This window comes from Herbaspirillum sp. SJZ106, from assembly GCF_006715495.1.
Lineage (GTDB): Bacteria > Pseudomonadota > Gammaproteobacteria > Burkholderiales > Burkholderiaceae_D > Herbaspirillum.
Genome location: NZ_VFNI01000010.1, coordinates 34,343 through 54,758, shown reverse-complemented (window position 1 = coordinate 54,758; position 20,416 = coordinate 34,343). Strand labels below are relative to the sequence as shown.

The following is a 20,416-nucleotide window of genomic DNA, read 5'->3' as shown; positions in this document are numbered from 1 at the left end:
ACCGCAGGCTACGCTGCCGGCAACAACCCCAGCACCACTGCGGCTTGCCGCTTAGACTAACTTTAAGTCTGGACCAGTTGTTTCAGGCCGGTCAATGTCTTGTCGGGTGCTGAAAGACAGATCAACGCTGTACAGCTCCAGATATAGTTGGAGTGTCGCGGAATCCTCATTATCACTAAATGGAAGAAGTTTTTTTATCTCCGCGCGCGCTCGTTCAATATCGCCGAGTGCCAAAGAAACTGACAGTGCTTGGAAATATGTAATTTTCCGCTGCCATCTCTCATCCTCGATGTTGCCCCTTAACCGCTCTAATACGGTCGCAAAATCTTCCAGCATCGACGTCGCATTGTATGCCGCCATTAACCCGTCCACAAAGTCAGACATGGCTGCGAGATCGAGTTGCAGCAGCTTTTCACCTGCATCAGGATCACGTTGTATGAGTAGACGCGTATGCTGCCGATGCCAGATTGAATATCGGGTCAGCAGGGCTCGCTTCTTTGCCAGTAACTCTGCTGGGGACAACGAATCAACCCGCCTGCTATCAACATGGGCGATATTCTCCCTACAACACTTACCAAACTCGATTCCTGAACCGCAAAGACAGGAAGCTTCAGGGCGTGGAATTTGCCGCAGCAAGAATTCTTTAATGGACGATTTATCTATCACGATATCCTTTCCAATCAACTGTCTTTGCAGCCAGTAGTCTCTGACCACTGCTTACCAATTCCATTTTGGCATTTAGGCATCTCATGCATAGGTATGCCAGTTTGATGTGCTATTGGTCGTTTGCCCAAATTCGCTGAAGATCCACGTCTTCACTGTCCGGCTGGCGCTCGCGTTCAAGCATATTTATCTGCAATACCATAGGGATATCAAAGGCAGTACCCGTAACCACGCAAGCGCCTCTCCCCAATGTCGGTATCATGCCCTTGGAGACGTTGTCTAATGTGCTGATGGTGTTATTGATCAAGAATAGATCCCGATCATTTACCAGACGATGAATAAAAAAATTGTGGAGCTGAGAGATCACTGTGGGGGAAATATCTGCGGGGCGCTGGCTTGAAACAGTTAGAAAGACGCCGAACTTACGGCCTTCTTTAATTATTTCTTCAAATAGATCCAATCGATAATCACGCCAGCTCTCGTGCTCTCTCGCAGATTGCTGCGAGAGGATATTGTGAGCCTCATCGATTACCAAGTGGATAGTTCGTGTAGGGGGATTTTCCGCGTCACGCTTGTGTGCGTTATAGAAGTGTTTAGCTATAAGCAAAGGCAGAATTTTCTTTACATCACTGTGACATCGCCGCATAGAAATAACCGTGAGAAGTCGCTCTTCAGCGGGTGCGTTTTCTACAGTCAGTACTTTACGAAGATTTGTTAGCGACGCCTCAATACGCTTCAGCAGTGGCTGAATATATTCGAACTGAACGTATCCAGCAATAAGGTCTCGACAAAGCTGAAGATGGGCTCTCAAAATCAATTCATCGAAAGAATCCAACTGGCCGAGATCGATTGCGTTAACTAACGGCAGCAGATGCTCGTCATACGTTGCCCCATCAGCACCGAAGTAGGATCTTGGAGCAATGAAGAAACTCGCCGTCTGTCGATTATAGTTAACTGTTGAAAGCAAAGCTGCTAACGGTTGAGAGCCAATCAACGCTGCGATTCTTAGGGCTAGCTCCAATGTTTCTGCCTTTGGTGAAGCCGCGCTAAAGATCTTTCGAAAGATTGATTTAACGTAGTTGTGAAGGGAATTAGGACGATCCAAAAATCTCCTTCGTCCAGTAACCAGGCGCGAAAGAAAAGGTTTTTGCGTATTCGGCGTGGCTTGGAAAAGGATACTAAAAGTGTCGGCGTCCCAAAACTCCGAATCACTCAGCGGAAATTGATCAACTGGGTCATTCAAAGAGACTAAATTCATGATGGTCTTTTGCGCGGCATCAACAAATTGATTCCCTGTGTACTCACCATTGAAGTCGAGAAAAATAAACTTACTTTTTCCCACCATCACTGCGCTTTTCTTTTCGAAAAGGACAGTGAATATCTTCGTTAAGGTGTTCGACTTTCCACTTCCTGTGTTTCCAAAAATACCCATATGGCTATTAAATAGCTTATGCCAGGGAAGAGAAATGGGAATATCTTCTTTCAACATCTTCCCGATCACGAAATCGCTCTGCACCCCCCGAGAAAAAATAGCGACGATATCGCCTTCCGGCAGCAACGCAGCAGGATCTTTAATCATCGGTAAGAATTTGATTCCTTCAAAGAACTTGTTATTTTCGAAGTAACCAATCGGGCGCGCATCAACTTTCCGTATATAACTCACTTTCCCATCGACGGTATCGACGCGACTTTCATCGAGATATTCCCCTTCAACGATGCAAACAATATTTCTAAATCCGCGCTGAATAGATAGGAACTCTCGGATTGATACTCCTTTGTATTTCTCTCCATTAAAAAACATTGTCTCTCGACTGGAGTCCTCATCAATTCTTAGCGTTACTTTTATTCCAGAAACCGAAATGACTTCCCCAACTTTAATAGTCATGTCTCTGCTCCCATGGCATTTTCCGGTTGGACGTCACGCTCTGGCTGCAGAGTCAGTACTGTACGATTGAATGTCGTGAAGTCTAGGAAATGTCCATCGTCTAGAGCTACGCATTGGACATTTGGAAAGGTGCCGAAGAAACCATTCATCTTGTCTCGTTCTAACGCATCAAAGCAACAGACAAAAACCTGCAATGAGGAGTTGGCTAGCGAGCGTTGAATCAAGTTTCGAATATGCTCATCGGCGAACGAAAATCCAAAGGTAACTAGAACAGAATTTGGCTTCTCGAGCTCATAACTGAGCAGTCGGAGCATTTGGTAATAGTGTTCGTCGAATACTGTTTCGTGGAACTTCCATTTTGTCGGATTAACTATCGGCAGAGTATTGTAGTTTGACCAGAATTGCTGCATGCGCTCTGCGCTCAATGCGGGGTTCGGTAGGTCGGCAGTGATTTTCGCAGGATCATTTAAACACTCTGAAAATGGCGCGAGATATGCCATATCAGCCTCTTCTAATAGACCATCGCCACCACCCGTTCGATAGTCGATACGAATGCGGGAATTTTCTTTTCTCCAATAGACGGAGCCGTGTAGATGCACCACATTAATCTGGGGAATTCCGATCGTTTGACGCTCGAAAACTCCGGTTTGACATAAATAGCTATTGAAATTTTTTGCGTGTAAGTAGCGACGGTGAAACCCTCGCCCACCATCGTTGATAACAAAATCTAAATTTGCACTCCGAAGCATTTCGTCAGCAATGTGCACGATGCAACCGTCGTAGTTCGTAGTAAAGACATTGCAGCGCTTATCAAGCGGCCGACGCCTCGAAAGAAGTTGAAGAATCGTTTCCAGGAAGCTGCGATAGTTTGCGATCACAGGTTGTCGCTGTGGGTCATTCGACGCTGCAGCGAAATCAAAATCGATGACGGGTTTAATGCAGGACTGGTAGTAATGCATGAAAACCAAAGTTTGCATTACATCATCTTCCGAAAAATGCGTCGCCAACGTCTCAATTGAATGAGCCTCGCCGCCGGCAGCCTCCTTGATCTTCAGCGCTAGCGTGGGAAAGATCCCGTACGAAGCTCCCGATCCCAGCAGAAAATTAAGATTTTTATCGTAGATGTCTTCTGGCTTGACTATTGATGGCATTGTTAATTTCCCCCGAATCCGTCTTCATGGGCTTCACCTTGAGGCTTCGCCCGCCGCAATTCTTATTTCTTTCCGAGAGCACTTACCCCCTGGCTCCCAGAAAATTTCTGATCAGGCTTATCTTAATGTTGTTCGCTTGCGTACTTAAAAACGGTGCAATACCTCATGTAGTCACTGGTCGCCGCTCTCGAAAGGCGTAACGATTTGCTCTTGCATCGTAGAGCGCGTGATGCTCAGGTAACTTGCTTTCCTTATGAAATTTGTAGCGCAACAACTCATTGATATTTCGACTAACATGACGCGGGCGGCACCAAGACGGCGCGCGATTATCCAATGCGTTGGAAAACAGATCCCAGTCAGATTGATAGTCAAAACAGATTTCTATTTCTTCCTCGCCCGGTCGCACTATTTTCAGCCATGAAGTTATTCGGATGTATAGATCTTCAACCGAGCAATGTGCGCCCTCTATTTGGCCAAGCAGTGGAATCACAGTCTCACGCACAAAATCACTACAGCTAAGCTCGGGAAAAGATACCTCGGCATAGAATTCCTCCCCGGACTGAGCGACCATGCCGATGCTTATGAGGTGAATATCAACAAAGTCCGTAAATTCAGTGTCGATGAAAATTTTAAAAGGCATTTTTACCTTCCGCGTACACTACAGTCAGAGGTGAAAAGATATAAGTGTCGTCTCAATGATCTGACTCAAATCAAAAGAGATTTATGGCGGCCGAGCTGCTAAGGGATACGTTTCATCATTACACAACTCTAATTGTCCATGCATCAACCTTTTTATAAAGCAACATTCTTTTTGCCGTCGCTATTCACATTCTATTTTTCAGATTGCTGCCGACATTCAAATGCTAATGCAAATCCTAAACGGACAGCGCCTATCGACGCGTCCGTCCATGAATGCTAATTCGCTTCGTGCAAAGACGAATTCAAATTGCTCAGCACATATTTCATACCTTAGTCATGCATTTGCCTTCGGCCTGCAGAACTCCCAATCAACATGCTTTTTTTGACAAGCCAAATTTCCAAATTGACAATACTTGCACAAATAATCGGATTATTCGCTTGACCACATAAGTGTTCGACTGGGCCTGGGCCGAGGCCTACCAACGCCACGGCCTGGCGTACTACCCCAAGCTGCTGTCGGCCATTCCGTTCACGCCGGTACGCGGCAGCCGCCTGCTGGCATGCGACGAACCGGCGCGCTCGGCGCTGCTGACGGCGCTGCAAGCCTTGCAACAGGACGGGGCGCACTCCTCCACCCATATCCTCTATCCGCCGCCGGAGCAGGCCCAGGCGCTGGCCGATGCCGGCTTCCTGCTGCGCAGCGGCGTGCAGTTCCACTGGCATAACGAGGGCTACGCCAGCTTTGACGAATTCGCCGCCACGCTGGACCGCAAGAAACGCAAGAACATCCTGGCCGAACGGCGCAAGGTGGCCGAGCAAGGCGTGCGCTTTCTCACCCTGCGCGGCAAGGAAATCGAGGAAGCCCACTGGCGCTTCTTCCACCGCTGCTACCGCCATACCTACGCCGCGCATTACTCCACGCCCTATCTCAATCTCGATTTCTTCCTGCGCATCGGCCAGGCCATGCCGGACAACCTGCTCCTGACCGTGGCCCAGCGCGACGGCAAACCCATCGCCTCTTCGCTCACGGTGTACGACCGCAGCACGCTGTACGGCCGCTACTGGGGCGCGCTGGAGCATGTGCCCTGCCTGCATTTCGAAACGGCCTACTACCAGCCTCTGGAATTTTGCATCGCCGAGAAGATCGCCTGGTTCGAAGGCGGCGCCCAGGGCGAGCACAAGATGGCGCGCGGCTTCCTGCCGCAAAAAACCTGGTCGGCGCACTGGCTGGCGCACCCCGGCTTCTACGATGCGGTGGAGCACTTCCTGCAGCGCGAAAGCGGCGGCATCGACGACTACATGAGCGAACTCAACGAGCGCAATCCGTTTCGCACCGCGTAAGGTTCATCCCAAAAGAAGGCCGGCAAATGCCGGCCTTCTGTCATAACCTCAGACGTTGTCAGGAGTTACTTGTAACCGACCCGATCCAGCATCTGCAACACCTTCTGCTGGTTGGCGCCGACCGCGCCGACGTTGATCACTTCGGCCTTGAACGGCCCCATCTTCAGCAATGCCGGGTTATCGGTCTTGACGCTCTTGACCGCCGGCCATTCGTTGTTGCCTTCGGCGAAATAGCGCTGCGCATTGTCGCTGGCCAGGTATTCCAGGAACTGCACCGCCTCGGCCTTGTGCGGCGCATGCTTGGCCACGCCGGCGCCGGCGATGTTCACGTGGGCGCCATAGCTTTTCTGGTTGGGCCAGACGATGCCGACCTTCTCCATCAGCGCCACGTCTTCAGGCTTGGTCGAGCGCAGCAGGCGCGCCACGTAATAGGAGTTGGAAATGGCCACGCCGCACTCGCCCGAACCGACTGCCTTGATCTGGTCGGTATCGCCGCCCACCGGCTGGCGCGCCTGGTTGGCGACCATGCCCTTGAGGATTTCCTCGGTCTTGGCGGCGCCATTATGCTCCAGCAGGGAACCGAACAACGAGACGTTGTATGGGTGCGCGCCGCTGCGGGTACACAGCTTGCCCTTGTTCTTCGGATCGGCCAGCGATTCGTAGGTGTCCACATCTTCCGGCTTGACGCTGGCCTTGTTGTAGACGATCACGCGGGCGCGGGTCGAGAAGCCGAACCACTGGGCGCCGTCGCTGCCTTCCTTGCTGTGCAGGTTGGCCGGGATGCGTTCATCGAGCACCTTGGACTTGACCGGCTGGAACAATCCTTCGCTTTGCGCTTTCCACAGGCGCGCGGCATCTACCAGCAGGATCACGTCGGCCGGGCTGGACGCGCCTTCGCTCTTGAGGCGGGCGACGATGCCGGCGTCGTCGCCGTCGATGCGGTTGATCTTGATGCCGGTGGTCTTGGTGAAATCGGCATAGAGCGCTTCGTCAGTCTGATAGTGGCGTGCCGAATAGAGGTTGATCACCTTCTCCTGGGCGACGGAAGACAGTGCGGTACCGGCCAGCAAAGCGCCGACCACGAGTTGACGAGAGAACATGGACCATCCTTTTCCAAAAAATTGATCGAATGCCGCGGCGTATCCGGGCTTCATTTTGGCGTGGGAGGCAATCCGCGAAATGGCATCGTGCGATGCCTCGTTATTGGTATATGGGCATTGATGCGGCGCTTGCGCCGGCCCGCATCGGAAACCGACGGCGACTATAACACAAATAAGAACCATTACCATTCAAATCGGAATGCCTGCGCAATGTTCCAAAACATTCGATCGCTCTTCCCAAAACGAAATCCCCCTGCCGTCGTGGACCGGCAGGGGGATTGTATTCACAGCAGAAAACCGCGCTCTCAGCTCAGGCCAATACCTTCAGCGCGAAATCGACGCCGATGCCGGCCCACCACTCCTGTTCCTTCTGGATCCAGAAGGAAATGCTGGGATGCTCCTTGACATAGTCGCGCCGGATTTCCAGCTCGATCTTGCTCTTGAACTTGACCTTCACCTTATCCAGGTCAAGCGTGATATGCGAATGCCGGAACATCACCGCCAGCCGCAGCGCCAGCACCGATTTGGCGAAATCGACATCGGCCAGCATCTCGCTGATCTTCTTCAGGTTGCCCTTCTGCCCCAGGATCAGCGTGCTCATCAGCCGTTGCTCGCGGGTGGTGAAACCCGGCAGGTCGGCATTGGCGATCAGGTAAGACGAATGCTTGTGGTAACCGGTGGGCGACACCACCAGCCCCGCCTCGTGCAGCAAGGCGCTCCAGTGCAGGTAACGCGCATAGGAATCGGTGGCCGGCTTGAGCAGCTGGAAAAACCCCTGCGCCGTGTCTGCCACGCCATGGGCGCGCGCCGCGTCGACATGGAAGCGGCGGCAGAAATCGTCCACCGACATGTCGCGCCGGTCCGCCTTGGTGGCGCGCAACTGGAGATCCCACATCACGCCCATGCGCAATCCGGCCTCCACCGGCGTGACGACCTCGATGCCGAATTCCTGCATGAAACCGATCAATACCGCCAGCCCGCCCATGATGACGCCGGCGCGGTCGGGCTTCATGCCATCCAGCTCGATCTGGCTCACATGGCCGAAATCGATCAGGCGCTGCATCAGGTCTTCCAGGCCGGGCAAGGTGACGCGGCCATCGCCCATGCCGTTGCGGGCGATCGTGTCGGCGATGGCGCGTATGGTGCCGGACGAGCCATAGATGTTGACGCCGCCATCGAAACTGAACAGGTGTACCGCATCCTCCACATACGAGCGCGCCGACAGGATCGCGCGTTCGAACGCGACCGCGGTGATCGCGCCATCCGGGAAAAACGCCAGGCTCTGGTTGACGGTGCCGATGCCGAAGGATTCGACATGGCGGATATGCCCGCCCAGGCCGCGGACGACCTCGGTCGAGCCGCCGCCGATGTCGATCACCATGCGCTCTTCGTTGGGCTCGGCCAGCACGCCGGCCACGCCCATGTAGATCAGGCGCCCTTCCTCCTCGCCGGAGATGATCTCGACCGGATAACCGATGGCGCGCTCCAGCTCGGGCAGCAGCTCGTGCGCGTTCCTGGCCACGCGCAGGGTATTGGTCGCCACCACGCGCACCGCGTCCAGCGAGTAGTCGCGCAAAATGGCGCGGAAACGGGTCAGCGAGTCGAGCGCGCTCTTGCAGGCCTGCTCGGTGAGGTAACCGTTCTTGTCGATGCCGGCCGCCAGGCGGATAGGATCGCGCGCGCTCTTGATGACGCGGATGCCTTCATTTTCATATTTTCCGATATGCAAACGAAAGCTGTTGGAACCGAGATCTACCGCTGCAAACATTCATTCCCTTCCGAGCAGGCGCGATCGCCCGACGATGCTTAAAAATACTTAAAACGATTTGACCGGCCCTGACCGAGCAGACAAGATAATCGGCTTACGTGACAGTTTAATGACACTTTGGCGCGCCGCAGGCGCCATACGGCGCATCGTCCGCGCCCTCTTTCCATGGCCGCCGCCCGCAAAGCCGCGCGTGGCCTGTAAAATGACGATGCCGCATGCAGCATTGCGGTGCAAATATTATTTTATACAATTTATTCAATTTCCTCCGATGCCGGGCATTCTTTATCTGATTCCCAACACTCTCGGCCCTGTCGACATGCCTTCCGGGGATGATGGCGCGCCGCATCCGCTGGACGCCATCATCCCGCGCGAAGTGCAAGCCGCGGCCGCGCGGCTGGATTATTTCGTCGCCGAAAACGCCAAGACGACGCGCGCCTTCCTCAAACTGCTGGGAAGCCGCCACGCGCTGTCCAAGCCGATCCAGGAAATCGACATTGCCGAACTGCACGTCAACACCGACGCCTCGGCCTTGCCGGCCTTGCTGGCGCCGCTGCTTGAAGGGCGCGACGGCGGCCTGATTTCCGAAGCCGGGGTGCCGGCAGTGGCCGACCCCGGCGCCAACCTGGTGCGCCTGGCCCACCGGCACGGCATCCAGGTGCGTCCGCTGGTCGGCCCGTCGTCGTTGCTGCTGGCGGTGATGGCCAGCGGGCTCAACGGCCAAAGCTTCGCCTTCAATGGCTACCTGCCCACCGATGCCGATGCGCGCGGCAAACGCATCCGCCAGTTGGAAGATCGCTCGCGCAAGGAAAAGCAGACCCAGTTGCTGATCGAAACGCCTTACCGCAATGCCGCCATGCTGGAGGCATTAGCCAGTCATTGCCAGGGCAACACGCTGGTGTGCGTGGCGACCGACTTGAGCTTGCCGACGGAGTCGGTGCGCACGCAGACGGCAGGACAATGGAAAGCCGCGCTGGCGGCTGGCCAGGGACCGGATTTTCATAAGAAACCGACGGTGTTCTTGTTATTGGCCGATTGAGATATCCGGGATTGCGGGATGTTTGAGTAAAAAAACAGAGGCCGGCTGGAATATCAGCCGGCCTTCCGTTTTCCGCTCTCGGCGCTCAGCGCTCAACGCAACGCAGGCGGCGATGCAGACATCAGGGTCTTGGCAACACCTGCCCCGAAAGCCACACCGAACTTCTTCAGCACACGCTCGGAAAGCTTCTCGGCCTGGGTGTAGTCGACCACGTCCTCAGCCTTGATCTCGTCGCGCGCCACGCTGTCGACCGTGCCGTAACCATCGGCCAGGCCCAGTTCGACCGCCTTGGAACCGGTCCACACCAGGCCGGAGAAGGTTTCGGGAGTTTCCTTCAGCCGCGCGCCGCGGCCCTGGCGCACGACGTCGATGAACTGCTGGTGGATCTCGTCCAGCATGGCCTGGGCATATTCGCGCTGCTTGGCGCTTTGCGGGCTGAACGGGTCGAGGAAGCTCTTGTTCTCGCCGGCCGTCAGCAGGCGGCGCTCGACGCCCAGCTTGTCCATCAGCCCGGTGAAGCCGAACCCGTCCATCAGCACGCCGACCGAACCGATCAGGCTGGCCTTGTTGACGTAAATGCGGTCGGCCGCGGCAGCGATGTAATAGCCGCCGGAGGCGCACATTTCCTCGACCACCACGTAGATCGGCTTCTTCGGATATTCCTTGCGCAGGCGGGTGATCTCGTCGTTGATCATGCCGGCCTGCACCGGGCTGCCGCCGGGGCTGTTGATCTTGAGGATCACGCCGACCGAATCGGTCGCGGCGAAGGCCTTGTCCAGCGCCGGGATCACCACCCCGGCCGAGCCCTGGCCTTCGGATTCGATGGTGCCCTTGATTTCCACCAGCGCGGTGTGCCTGCCCAGCGGTTCGCTCTCGGTCTTGCCGAAGGTGAAGGCCATCCAGATGCCGAACACGATGGCCATCAGGATCACAATGCGGAAGAAAATGCTCCAGCGGCGCCGCGCCTGCTGTTCCTTGACCGCGAACAGCGCCAGCTTTTCCAGCACGTCGCGTTCCCAGCCGATATGTTTCTTGTCGTCGCGACCGGGCTTGGGCGTGGCTGCCGCTTCCGGGGCCGGCGTAGCGCCGGCCGGCGGCGGCGATTGGTGATTTTCGAATTCGTTATTGCTCATATGCTCACTCAAAACGAAAGGCGCTTCTCATGCGCCTTCGCGGATTGCCCCGGGGCTCATGCCCCGGCAGCCTTGACCAGTTCGTCCGGACGCCAGTAAATCCGGCCATCCCGCTCCACCGTCATGATCTTACGCAAATGCGCGCCGGTACAAGGGCCGCCTTCACATTTTCCGGTATCGGGCGCGTAAACCGCGCCATGTGTTGCGCACATGAGATACAGGCCGCTGGATTCAAAGAATTCGCCTTCGGCCCAGTCCAGCTCCACCGGCACATGCGCGCAGCGGTTCAGGTAGCCATACACCTGGCCGCCATAGCGCACCACGAAGCCGCTGGCGTCGTCGCCGCGCACCAGCACCGGAAAGCGCTTGCCGCGGCCGCCCTCCTCGATCTCGGAAGAAGCGCAAATGTCGATTTCTGTATGGCTGCTCATGGCGTCGGCAATGGTCTGGCAGTGGCGGAAGGCGATGGCACGGTGCCGCCGCCCGATCGGAAGTGCATGCGGCCTCAGGCGTTGTCAGTGAGCCATTGGTGCAGCTCGCGGATCGATTTTGCGGAAAACAGCGGATTGAGCGCCGCCAGTTGGGCCACCGGATGCGCGCCGAACTCCACCGCAACGCCTTTGGCACTGGCGTTGATGGCCATCTGCAGGTCGTGGGTGGTATCGCCGATCATCAGCGTGCGACCCATGTCCTGCCCCAGTTCACGCGTGAGCTCCTGCAGCATGGCCGGATGCGGCTTGGAGAAGGTCTCATCGGCGCAACGGGTGGCGTCGAACACCGACAACAGGCCGGTGGTATTCATCGCGCGGTTCAGCCCGACCCGGCTCTTGCCGGTGGCCACGGCCAGGAAATAGCCTTGTTGCGACAGGTCGGCCAGCATTTCGGGCACGCCGTCGAACAGCGTGAGATCCTTGTCCTGCCCCAGGTAATGGTGGCGGTAGCGCTCGACGATGCGCGGGTAGTATTTCGGGTCGACGTCGGGGATGGCCGCCTGCATGGCGTCCTGCAGGCCCAGGCCGATCACGTAGGAGGCGGCGCTCTTGTCGGGAATCGGCAGCCCCAGATCCCGCGCCGCCGCCTGGATGCAGCGCACGATGGTCGAAGTGCTGTCCATCAGGGTACCGTCCCAGTCGAAGACGATCAGGTCGAATTGCTTTCTAGCCATGTTTTCCGTTCATTCTGGGCAAGCCCGCCGGCATCGTGACGATCACCGGACAGACATGCATCATTGCCAATGCCGGCCAGAAAGTATCATATCCGGCGCGCCACGGCACCGCTCTTCAGTCGCCTACGGCTCCGACAGACTGTCCGGACCATACCGGATCGCTGCCGACATCCTGCAGGCTGCGCAGGAAATTCTCGCATTCGGCCGGCAAGGCCGCTTTCAGCGTCACGGTCTGGCCGCTGTCGGGATGGGTAAAACTGATCTGCCAGGCATGCAGGAACATGCGCTTCAAGGCGATGCGCTTGCCATCTGCCTTCTGCAGCGCCTTGTTCAGCGCGAAATCGCCGTACTTGTCATCCCCCACGATCGGGAAGCCGCTGGACGACAGGTGAACCCGGATCTGGTGCGTGCGGCCGGTCTTGAGCTCGGCCTCCAGCAGGGCAAATTCGCCGAAACGTTGCAACAGGGAAAATACCGTATGCGACGCCTGGCCGTCGGCCTGCACCCGCACTCGCCGCTCGCCGTCGGGCGTACTGTATTTGAATAAGGGCAACTTGATGTGCTGGCGCGCATTCTTCCAATCGCCCCGCACCAGGGTCAGGTAGCGCTTGTCGGTCACGCCGTCGCGCATCTGGTCGTGCAGGTTGGTCAGGGCTGAGCGCTTCTTGGCAATCAGCAATACGCCGGAGGTATCGCGGTCGAGTCGGTGCACCAGCTCCAGGAACTTGGCCTGCGGACGCGCCGCGCGCAACTGCTCGATCACGCCGTAGCTCACGCCCGAGCCGCCGTGCACCGCCACGCCGGCCGGCTTGTCGATCACCAGCATATGGCTGTCTTCGAGCAAGATCCGGAATTCGGCGCCAGGCACGGCAACTTCTTGCTTTTCTGCAACTCGTATTGGCGGAACGCGCACCACATCGCCATCGGCCAGGCGGTAGGTCTGGTCGATGCGGCCTTTGTTGACGCGCACCTCCCCCGACCGCAGGACACGATAGATATGGCTCTTGGGAACGCCTTTGCAGATCCGCAGCAGGAAATTGTCGATCCGCTGTCCGGCGTCTTCTTCGGAAATGGTCAGCAACTGCACTTGAGGGACGCTGTGCGAGCCTGCTGCGTTCCGGGGAGCCGCCGCCGCTTTGGCGGATTCAGAAGCCCCCCTAGAAAATCTCGCTAAGTCCTTCATTTTGAATATATAATCGTTCGACGCTGGTCAAAAAACCGCGTCAGTAGAATAAAAAGGAACATTCTACACAAGAGGAGACTTCGTCAGCCTCGCGAATTGCAAAATTGACGAAGGGGGCCCCGAAAATGACGACGTGCGGCACTGCAGACGCCCAAAACGGCGCTGCGACGGCTCGATCAAGCCAGATCAAGCAGCCGTAAATGCCGCTCGACAGATTAACAAGGCCTCGAAACGAGTACGCATCTTCCCTGCGCGAGTCCAGTTTGCACCGCAGTTGCAATCGGATAACGCACTTGGAAGTGGAACAGAATTGTTTGGATCATCAGGATAAAAGTCTGGCAAGACTCGCATCCGGTGCCCCGGATTCTGGATCGCAGCGCACAGCCCGCTGGCAGCAAGCAGCGCAACAAGCGGTTGGCCCACATGGCCGGCCGCGATTTGCAGCGCTTTGCCCGGGCCGGGCCGCGAACCAAAACCGGATCGCCGCGAAGCTTGCCGGTTGATGCGTTGAACCCGATCGCCGTCGCCAACCCATATAAACATGAATCGTTTGGCTCCACAGACCAGCTTACCGTCCGCAGCAGACCGTGCGACCGCTTATTGCGGAACGCCGGGCGCGGATACGGCGCTGCCCGGCGTTCCCGTCCAGCGCATCCGCGCCCCGTTGTGCTTGAGTGCTTTATAAACTGCACTCCACACAGTAAGGCAATTCCCTCTCCCGATCACTTCCGTTCTCGCGTACATCCCCTGTACTTTTGGCGCCGACTCCGCAACCGGACGGCGCCATTTGAAGGATCTTCGGATCCCGGAGTGAAAACATGAAACGTATGTTGTTCAACGCTACGCAGCAGGAAGAGCTGCGCGTAGCCATCGTTGACGGTCAGAAACTGATCGATATCGATATCGAAACGACCGGACGCGAACAGCGCAAGTCCAACATCTACAAGGGTGTCATTACCCGCATCGAACCCTCGCTGGAAGCCTGCTTCGTCAACTACGGCGAAGAACGCCATGGTTTCCTGCCTTTCAAGGAAGTGGCCCGCACCTACTTCAAGGAAGGCGTCGATGTGCGCAACGCCACCATCAAGGAAGCGCTGCGCGAAGGCCAGGAAATCATCGTCCAGGTCGAAAAGGAAGAGCGCGGCAACAAGGGCGCGGCCCTGACCTCGTTCATCTCCCTGGCCGGCCGCTACCTGGTGCTCATGCCCAACAATCCGCGCGGCGGCGGCGTCTCGCGCCGGGTCGAAGGCGAAGACCGCCAGGAACTGCGCGAAACCATGGACAAGCTGGACCTGCCCGGCGGCATGTCCGTCATCGCCCGCACCGCAGGCATCGGCCGCAACGTCGACGAACTGCAGTGGGACCTGAACTACCTGATGCAACTGTGGCGCGCCATCGAAGGCGCCGGCCAATCGACATCGGGCGCCTTCCTGATCTACCAGGAATCCTCGCTGGTCATCCGCGCCATCCGCGACTACTTCCAGCCCGACATCGGCGAAATCCTGATCGACACCGACGACATCCACGACCAGGCCCAGCAGTTCATGGCCCACGTGATGCCGGACATGATCCACCGCGTCAAGCGCTACCGCGACGACGTGCCGCTGTTCTCGCGCTTCCAGATCGAACACCAGATCGAAACCGCCTACTCGCGCACCGTGCCACTGCCTTCCGGCGGCGCCATCGTGATCGACCACACCGAAGCCCTGGTCTCGGTGGACGTCAACTCGGCGCGCGCCACCCGCGGCAGCGACATCGAGACCACCGCGTTCAACACCAACCTTGAAGCGGCCGACGAAGTGGCCCGCCAGTTGCGCCTGCGCGACCTGGGCGGCCTGATCGTGATCGACTTCATCGACATGGAGAACAGCAAGAACCAGCGCGAAGTCGAAGGCCGCCTCAAAGACGCCCTGCACCATGACCGCGCCCGCGTCCAGATGGGCAAGATCTCGCGCTTCGGCCTGATGGAACTGTCGCGCCAGCGCCTGCGCCCGTCGCTGTCCGAAGGCAGCCACGTGACCTGCCCGCGCTGCAACGGCACCGGCCACATCCGCGATACCGAATCCTCTGCCCTGCAAGTCCTGCGCATCATCCAGGAAGAGGCGATGAAGGAAAACTCCGCCGCCATCCACGTGCAGGCGCCGGTCGACGTGGCCGCCTTCCTGTTGAACGAGAAGCGCGGCGAAATCCTGAAGATCGAAACGCGCCACCGCGTGACGGTCATCATGATCCCCAACAAGCACCTGGAAACCCCGCACTACAAGATGGAACGGATCAAGCACGACGATCCGCGCCTGGACGACGCCCAAGCCAGCTACGCCATGGCCGAGCAGGCCGACACCGACATCGGCTACAGCAAGCGCCAGAAGGAAGACCTCAAGCCGCGCCAGGAAGCCGTGGTCAAGGGCATCACCCCGGACCAGCCGGCCCCGATCGTCGAACGCAAGGCTCCCGAACCCGCGCCCGTGCCGCCGCCGACACTGGCGCCGGAAGCAGGCCTGCTGGGCAAGATCTTCAGCTTCTTCCGCAAGAAGCCTGTCGCCCCGGTCGCCGCTCCGGCCCCGGTCGAAGCCAAGGCGCCAGCCAAGCGCGAAGGCGATCGCAACAACCGCGACCGCAACGGCCGTAACCGCAACCGCAGCGAACGCGGCAATGAACGCGGCGGCGAGCGCAATGCGCGCAACCGCGACGGCAACCAGGCTACTCCGGAGCTCAAGACCGGCGACGCCATCGAAGGCAAGCAGCAACGTTCGCCGCGTCCGCCGCGCGAAGGCCGTGAACCGCGCGAGCCGCGTGAGGCCCTGGCCCGTGAAGGCCTGGAAAACAAGGAAGGCCGCCGCGAGCCGCGCGAAGCTCGTGAACCGCGTGAAGGCCGCGAAGGCCGTGAAGGTCGTGAGCAACGCGAACCGCGCCAGCCGCGTGAACCGCGCGCCCCGCGTGGCGAACGCAACAAGGAGGCCAAGTCCGAAGATGGCCTGCCGCTGGAAGCCGCACTGGCAGCCGGCGCCGCCACCGCGGGAGTGGCAGTCGCCGCCACAACGGCAGCGATCGCATCCGACGAGCAAGCCGTCCAGGTTGAAGGCGCACAGGTCGAAGCCGGCGAAGGCGCGGAAGCCTCCGAAGGCGGCGCCGAACCGCGCCGTCGCCGCCGTCGTGGCGGCCGCAACCGTCATCGCCGCGAACGCGACGAAAACGGCAACGTGATTGAAGAAGGTTCGGAAGCAGGCAATGCCGACGCCGTTGAGAGCGCCGACAACGTCTCTGCCGCAGCAGTGATCGGCCAAGCCGACATCGCCGCTGGCGAAGCGGCCGATGTCGCCATCGCGCAAGCCTCCTTTGCCGCATCGCCGGTTCCGCCAGCGCCGCCGGTTGCAACGCCTGCCGTTGCCGTTGAAACACCTGCGGTTGCGGCACCTGCTGAAAGCGCAGCCACGGTTGAAAGCGGCGTGAATTCGGTGGAAGCCGTCGCCGCGGCAGCAGCCGAAGCGACCGAAGCGGTATTCGCACACAGCGAACCGATCGAGCCGCCGGCGCAGTCCATCGACGCCAGCTTCGCTCCGGCGCCGGCTTTCGAACCGGTCCAGGCTCCCGCTGCCGTCCCGGCCGCATCGGAAGCGCCGCTGGAATTGGTGCAAGCCGCCGAACCCGCCAGCGCCCAACCGGCGCCGCAGCCGATCAGCTTGCCGGATGCAGCCGTGGCAAGCGTGGCCGCACCGGTCCAGAAAGCCCCGGCGCAAGCCGCAGGCAATCCGGCACAGTGGGATTCGCTGAACCAGATGCTGTCCCAGGCCGGCCTGACCCTGGCCACGACCGACCCGGTCAAGCTGCAAGCCGCACAGGCAGCCGCGGCCAACTTCGTGACGCCACCCCGTGTGCCGCGCGAACGCAAGCCGCTGCCGCCCCAGTCGACCGAACCTTTGGTCCAGGTTGAGACGCGCCGCTGATTGGCTTGAGCAGTGATGAAAAAGGGAGCTTCGGCTCCCTTTTTCTTTTATCGGATACAGCGGGTTACAGTTGAGCCCCCGACAGGCAAATACAGTGGCGCCGGCGCCATGCTGCCAGGCAAGCGCCAGCATGCCGCCACGGCCGGCAAAGTCCCTTGCCGCATGGAAGCGCTGCCGCCCCATGTCTGCCCATGCCTGCGGGAAATAGCGAATATGCACAATTGTGCATCTACTCGGTGTTGCCAGCCGTGCTATCGTTACACATCTGTATCAGCCAGCCCGTATGAACAAGCGCGTCATTCCCATCGTTGATTATCGGCAAGCCGTGCCATTGAGCCTGGGGGCGGCCCTGTTGCCGGTTCCCGCGGAGCCCGTCGGCCTGCTGGCCGATGCATTGGGGCGGCCACTGCACGATCTGCGCATCTCCGTGACGGATCGCTGCAACTTCCGTTGCGTCTATTGCATGCCCAAGGACGTATTCGACAAGCAATACCAGTTCCTGCCGCATTCCGCCCTGCTCACCTTCGAGGAAATCACCCGTGTGGCGCGCCAGTTCGTGGCGCATGGCGTGCACAAGATCCGCCTGACCGGCGGCGAGCCGCTGCTGCGCAAGAACATCGAGCGCCTGGTCGAGATGCTGGCCGCGCTGCGCACGCCCGAGGGACGCGAGATCGACCTCACGCTGACCACCAACGGCACCTTGCTCAAGCAGAAGGCCCAGGCTTTGAAGGATGCCGGCCTGAAGCGCGTGACCGTCTCGCTCGATTCGCTGGACGATGAAAACTTCCGCCGCATGAACGACGTCGACTTCCCGGTGGCGCGCGTGCTGGAAGGCATCGAGGCCGCGCACGCCGCCGGCCTGGGCCCGCTCAAGATCAACATGGTGGTCAAGAAAGGCCTGAACGACCACGAGATCCTGCCGATGGCGCGCCGTTTCAAGGGCACGTCCGCCATCCTGCGCTTCATCGAATACATGGACGTGGGCAGTTCCAACGGCTGGCGCATGGACCAGGTGGTGCCATCCGACGAGGTGGTGCGCCGCATCGCCGCCGAATTGCCGCTGGTCGAAGCCGATCCCAACTACACCGGCGAAACCGCCGAACGCTGGCGCTATGCCGACGGCAGCGGCGAAATCGGCGTCATCTCCAGCGTTACCCACGCCTTCTGCCAGGATTGCTCGCGCGCCCGGCTGTCCACCGAAGGCCGCGTCTACACCTGCCTGTTTGCCAGCGAAGGCCACGACCTGCGCGGCATCGTGCGCAACGGCGGCAGCGATGCCGAGCTCGCCGGCGCCATTGCCCGGCTGTGGCATCGGCGCGGCGACCGCTATTCCGAATTGCGCAGCGAGCAGCAAGACGCGCGCGCGCGGCGCAAGGTCGAAATGTCGTACATCGGCGGCTAAGTCTCGCCCCCCTTTCAACCAACCGCATCATGTCCGCCGTACCTGCCATCGTTGCCAGCCATATCACCGGCCTCGTCCTGGCCGGCGGGCGCGGCACGCGCATGGGCGGCGTCGACAAGGGCCTGCAAGAGCTGCACGGCAAACCGCTCGCCCAGCATGTGCTGGAACGACTGGCGCCGCAGGTCTGCACCCTGGCGGTCAACGCCAACCGCTCCCAGCAGCGCTATGCCGCCTTCGGTTATCCGATCTGGCACGACCTCGCCCCCGATTTCCCTGGTCCCCTGGCCGGCCTGCAATGCGGTCTCTCGCACTGTGCCACGCCGTTCCTGGCGACCGCCCCTTGCGATACTCCGCTCATCCCCTATGACCTGGTGGCGCGGCTGGCCGATGAACTGATCGCCAGCGGCGCCGATGCCGCCTTCGTCGTCACCGGAAAAGACGGCAGCAGGCAAGCCCATCCGGTATGCTCGCTGCTGAGGAAGTCGACCCTGCCCTCGCTCAACGCCTACCTCGCCGCCGGCGAACGCAAGATGGAATTCTGGTTCGCCACGCTGCAATGCGTGGAAGTCGATTTCCCCGACGAACGCGCCTTCTGCAATATCAACACCGGGCTGGAACTGCAGCGGCTCGAACAAGAACGATGACCCAGACTTCCCCGCACTCCCTCGACGACATCATCAGTTGCATCAGCGGCTACGATCCCAATGCCATGACGGTGACGCAAGCGCAAAGCGTCATCCATGATTTCATCCGCCCCATCGACGCGGTAGAAAAAGTCGCCATCCGCAGCGCCCTTGGCCGCGTGCTGGGGCAAGATATCGTCTCCCGCATCGACGTGCCCGCCCACGACAATTCGGCCATGGACGGCTACGCCATGCGCGGCGAAGATATCGCCGCGGGCAATGAGGTGCGCCTGGAGATCGCCGGCGCGGTGCATGCCGGCGCCAGCTTCGATGGCGAAGTGCTGCGCGGCCAATGCGTGCGCATCATGACCGGGGCGCCCATGCCTGCCGGTTGCGATACCGTGATCCCGCAGGAATTGACCGCCGATGCCGACCGGCACGGCGTCACCATCCCCGCCGGCCGCGTGCGCCCCGGCGACAACCGCCGCCTGCGCGGCGAAGACCTGGCCATCGGCACCGTGGCGCTGCCGCGCGGCCGGCAATTGCGCCCGTCCGACATTGGCCTGTTGGCCTCGCTCGGGATTGCCGAAGTGCCGGTGCAGCGCCGCCTGCGCGTGGCCTTTTTTTCCACCGGCGATGAATTGCGCTCGGTGGGCGAGCCGCTCGACCCGGGCTGCGTCTACGACTCCAACCGCTACACCCTGCACGGCATGCTCACGCGCCTGGGCTGCGACATCCTCGACCTGGGCGTGGTGGGCGACGACCCGGCCGCGCTGGAAGCCTCCTTCCGCAGCGCCTGCGAAGAAGCCGACGCGGTCATCACCTCCGGCGGCGTCTCGGTCGGCGCCGCGGACTACACCAAGCAGACCATGGCCAGCCTGGGCGCCATGCTGTTCTGGAAAATCGGCATGCGTCCCGGCCGCCCGCTGGCCTTCGGCCGTATCGCCTCCAACGGCCGCGACGCCTACCTGTTCGGCCTGCCTGGCAATCCGGTGGCGGTGACGGTGAGTTTCTATTTCTTCGTGCGCGACGCCCTGCTGCGCCTGGCCGGCGCCGAAGCATCGCCGCTGCCGCGCCTGCGCGTGAGATCGGCCGGCGCCATCCGCAAGAAGGCCGGCCGCACCGAATACCAGCGCGGCATTCTCGCGCCCGATGCGCAAGGCGTATGGTCGGTCCGGCTCACCGGCACCCAGGGCTCGGGCATCCTGCGCTCGATGTCGGATGCCAATTGCATCATCGCGCTGGAACATGAGCGCGGCGATGTCGCGGCGGGAGAAGAAGTGTCGGTGGTAGTGTTTGACGGCCTGGTTTGATGCGCCTATGCAGTGCCAAGAATAGAAAAGGGACAGCAAACCGTAATGCCGTTCAGTTAAGGCCAATTCA

At 59.4% G+C, this 20,416-nt stretch carries 16 protein-coding genes; 6 read left to right on the top strand and 10 right to left on the bottom strand.

From position 1 onward, the window contains the following. Window positions 1–51 precede the first annotated feature (51 nt). The 4 genes from FB598_RS20520 to FB598_RS20505 form a co-directional block, all read right to left on the bottom strand. Window positions 52–666 carry a hypothetical protein gene (locus tag FB598_RS20520; RefSeq protein WP_141911284.1) on the bottom strand — a complete coding sequence of 205 codons (615 nt, stop codon included), beginning with the start codon at window positions 664–666 and terminating at the stop codon, window positions 52–54. Window positions 667–775: 109 nt separating this feature from the next. Further along, complete coding sequence (locus FB598_RS20515; RefSeq protein WP_141911282.1) at window positions 776–2,548, bottom strand: ATP-binding protein; 1,773 nt, start codon at window positions 2,546–2,548, stop codon at window positions 776–778. Then, the gene (locus FB598_RS20510; RefSeq protein WP_141911279.1) at window positions 2,545–3,699 is read right to left on the bottom strand and encodes a hypothetical protein; all 1,155 of its coding nucleotides are present in this window, start codon (window positions 3,697–3,699) and stop codon (window positions 2,545–2,547) included. The genes FB598_RS20515 and FB598_RS20510 overlap by 4 nt, the downstream gene beginning before the upstream one ends. A 163-nt stretch (window positions 3,700–3,862) precedes the next feature. Next, a complete protein-coding gene (locus FB598_RS20505) occupies window positions 3,863–4,339 on the bottom strand; it encodes a 3'-5' exoribonuclease domain-containing protein (RefSeq protein WP_141911277.1) in 477 nt (158 codons plus the stop codon). 449 nt (window positions 4,340–4,788) lie between these two features. Here FB598_RS20505 and FB598_RS20500 point away from each other — a divergent pair, with 449 nt between their 5' ends. Beyond that, window positions 4,789–5,679 (top strand): GNAT family N-acetyltransferase, encoded by an 891-nt coding sequence (locus tag FB598_RS20500; RefSeq protein ID WP_255515820.1) that lies wholly within the window; start codon window positions 4,789–4,791, stop codon window positions 5,677–5,679. A 65-nt stretch (window positions 5,680–5,744) separates the two neighbouring features. On the opposite strand, the gene FB598_RS20495 is transcribed toward FB598_RS20500, so the two are convergent. Together FB598_RS20495 and FB598_RS20490 are read right to left on the bottom strand one after the other, a co-directional pair. Beyond that, on the bottom strand, window positions 5,745–6,779 hold the full coding sequence (locus tag FB598_RS20495) for an extracellular solute-binding protein (RefSeq protein WP_141911275.1): 1,035 nt from the start codon (window positions 6,777–6,779) through the stop codon (window positions 5,745–5,747). Between the two features lie 310 nt (window positions 6,780–7,089). After that, a complete protein-coding gene (locus FB598_RS20490) occupies window positions 7,090–8,547 on the bottom strand; it encodes a Ppx/GppA phosphatase family protein (protein WP_141911272.1) in 1,458 nt (485 codons plus the stop codon). Between the two features lie 268 nt (window positions 8,548–8,815). Here FB598_RS20490 and FB598_RS20485 point away from each other — a divergent pair, with 268 nt between their 5' ends. Beyond that, a complete protein-coding gene (locus FB598_RS20485; RefSeq protein WP_141911270.1) occupies window positions 8,816–9,583 on the top strand; it encodes an SAM-dependent methyltransferase in 768 nt (255 codons plus the stop codon). Between the two features lie 92 nt (window positions 9,584–9,675). Here FB598_RS20485 and FB598_RS20480 read toward each other — a convergent pair whose 3' ends face one another. From FB598_RS20480 to rluC, 4 genes are all read right to left on the bottom strand, one after another. Then, entirely contained in the window at window positions 9,676–10,716 is a 1,041-nt protein-coding gene (locus FB598_RS20480; protein ID WP_141911268.1) for a S49 family peptidase, read from the bottom strand. Window positions 10,717–10,772: 56 nt separating this feature from the next. After that, a complete protein-coding gene (locus FB598_RS20475; RefSeq protein ID WP_141911265.1) occupies window positions 10,773–11,147 on the bottom strand; it encodes a Rieske (2Fe-2S) protein in 375 nt (124 codons plus the stop codon). Window positions 11,148–11,221: 74 nt separating this feature from the next. After that, a complete protein-coding gene (locus tag FB598_RS20470; protein ID WP_141911263.1) occupies window positions 11,222–11,881 on the bottom strand; it encodes an HAD-IA family hydrolase in 660 nt (219 codons plus the stop codon). 115 nt (window positions 11,882–11,996) lie between these two features. Beyond that, window positions 11,997–13,064 carry a 23S rRNA pseudouridine(955/2504/2580) synthase RluC gene (gene rluC / locus FB598_RS20465; protein ID WP_141911262.1) on the bottom strand — a complete coding sequence of 356 codons (1,068 nt, stop codon included), beginning with the start codon at window positions 13,062–13,064 and terminating at the stop codon, window positions 11,997–11,999. 818 nt (window positions 13,065–13,882) lie between these two features. Between rluC and FB598_RS20460 the strand changes: the two genes are divergently transcribed. The 4 genes from FB598_RS20460 (at window position 13,883) to glp (ending at window position 20,346) form a co-directional block, all read left to right on the top strand. Then, a complete protein-coding gene (locus FB598_RS20460) occupies window positions 13,883–17,008 on the top strand; it encodes an Rne/Rng family ribonuclease (RefSeq protein WP_141911260.1) in 3,126 nt (1,041 codons plus the stop codon). 283 nt (window positions 17,009–17,291) lie between these two features. Beyond that, a complete protein-coding gene (moaA, locus tag FB598_RS20455; protein ID WP_141911258.1) occupies window positions 17,292–18,410 on the top strand; it encodes a GTP 3',8-cyclase MoaA in 1,119 nt (372 codons plus the stop codon). 29 nt (window positions 18,411–18,439) lie between these two features. Further along, a complete protein-coding gene (mobA, locus tag FB598_RS20450; RefSeq protein WP_141911256.1) occupies window positions 18,440–19,054 on the top strand; it encodes a molybdenum cofactor guanylyltransferase MobA in 615 nt (204 codons plus the stop codon). Next, window positions 19,051–20,346: a gephyrin-like molybdotransferase Glp gene (gene glp / locus FB598_RS20445; protein WP_141911254.1), complete on the top strand. Its 1,296-nt coding sequence runs from the start codon at window positions 19,051–19,053 to the stop codon at window positions 20,344–20,346. The genes mobA and glp overlap by 4 nt, the downstream gene beginning before the upstream one ends. Window positions 20,347–20,416: the final 70 nt, after the last annotated feature.

What these genes read in the sequence shown, in the direction of transcription:
- glp (WP_141911254.1), top strand. Translation starts at nt 19,051, where the DNA reads ATGACCCAGACTTCCCCGCACTCCCTCGACGACATCATCAGTTGCATC.
- FB598_RS20485 (WP_141911270.1), top strand. Translation starts at nt 8,816, where the DNA reads ATGCCGGGCATTCTTTATCTGATTCCCAACACTCTCGGCCCTGTCGAC.
- FB598_RS20480 (WP_141911268.1), bottom strand. Translation starts at nt 10,716, where the DNA reads ATGAGCAATAACGAATTCGAAAATCACCAATCGCCGCCGCCGGCCGGC.
- FB598_RS20510 (WP_141911279.1), bottom strand. Translation starts at nt 3,699, where the DNA reads ATGCCATCAATAGTCAAGCCAGAAGACATCTACGATAAAAATCTTAAT.
- FB598_RS20460 (WP_141911260.1), top strand. Translation starts at nt 13,883, where the DNA reads ATGAAACGTATGTTGTTCAACGCTACGCAGCAGGAAGAGCTGCGCGTA.
- moaA (WP_141911258.1), top strand. Translation starts at nt 17,292, where the DNA reads ATGAACAAGCGCGTCATTCCCATCGTTGATTATCGGCAAGCCGTGCCA.
- rluC (WP_141911262.1), bottom strand. Translation starts at nt 13,064, where the DNA reads ATGAAGGACTTAGCGAGATTTTCTAGGGGGGCTTCTGAATCCGCCAAA.
- FB598_RS20475 (WP_141911265.1), bottom strand. Translation starts at nt 11,147, where the DNA reads ATGAGCAGCCATACAGAAATCGACATTTGCGCTTCTTCCGAGATCGAG.
- FB598_RS20515 (WP_141911282.1), bottom strand. Translation starts at nt 2,548, where the DNA reads ATGACTATTAAAGTTGGGGAAGTCATTTCGGTTTCTGGAATAAAAGTA.
- FB598_RS20490 (WP_141911272.1), bottom strand. Translation starts at nt 8,547, where the DNA reads ATGTTTGCAGCGGTAGATCTCGGTTCCAACAGCTTTCGTTTGCATATC.
- mobA (WP_141911256.1), top strand. Translation starts at nt 18,440, where the DNA reads ATGTCCGCCGTACCTGCCATCGTTGCCAGCCATATCACCGGCCTCGTC.
- FB598_RS20495 (WP_141911275.1), bottom strand. Translation starts at nt 6,779, where the DNA reads ATGTTCTCTCGTCAACTCGTGGTCGGCGCTTTGCTGGCCGGTACCGCA.
- FB598_RS20470 (WP_141911263.1), bottom strand. Translation starts at nt 11,881, where the DNA reads ATGGCTAGAAAGCAATTCGACCTGATCGTCTTCGACTGGGACGGTACC.
- FB598_RS20505 (WP_141911277.1), bottom strand. Translation starts at nt 4,339, where the DNA reads ATGCCTTTTAAAATTTTCATCGACACTGAATTTACGGACTTTGTTGAT.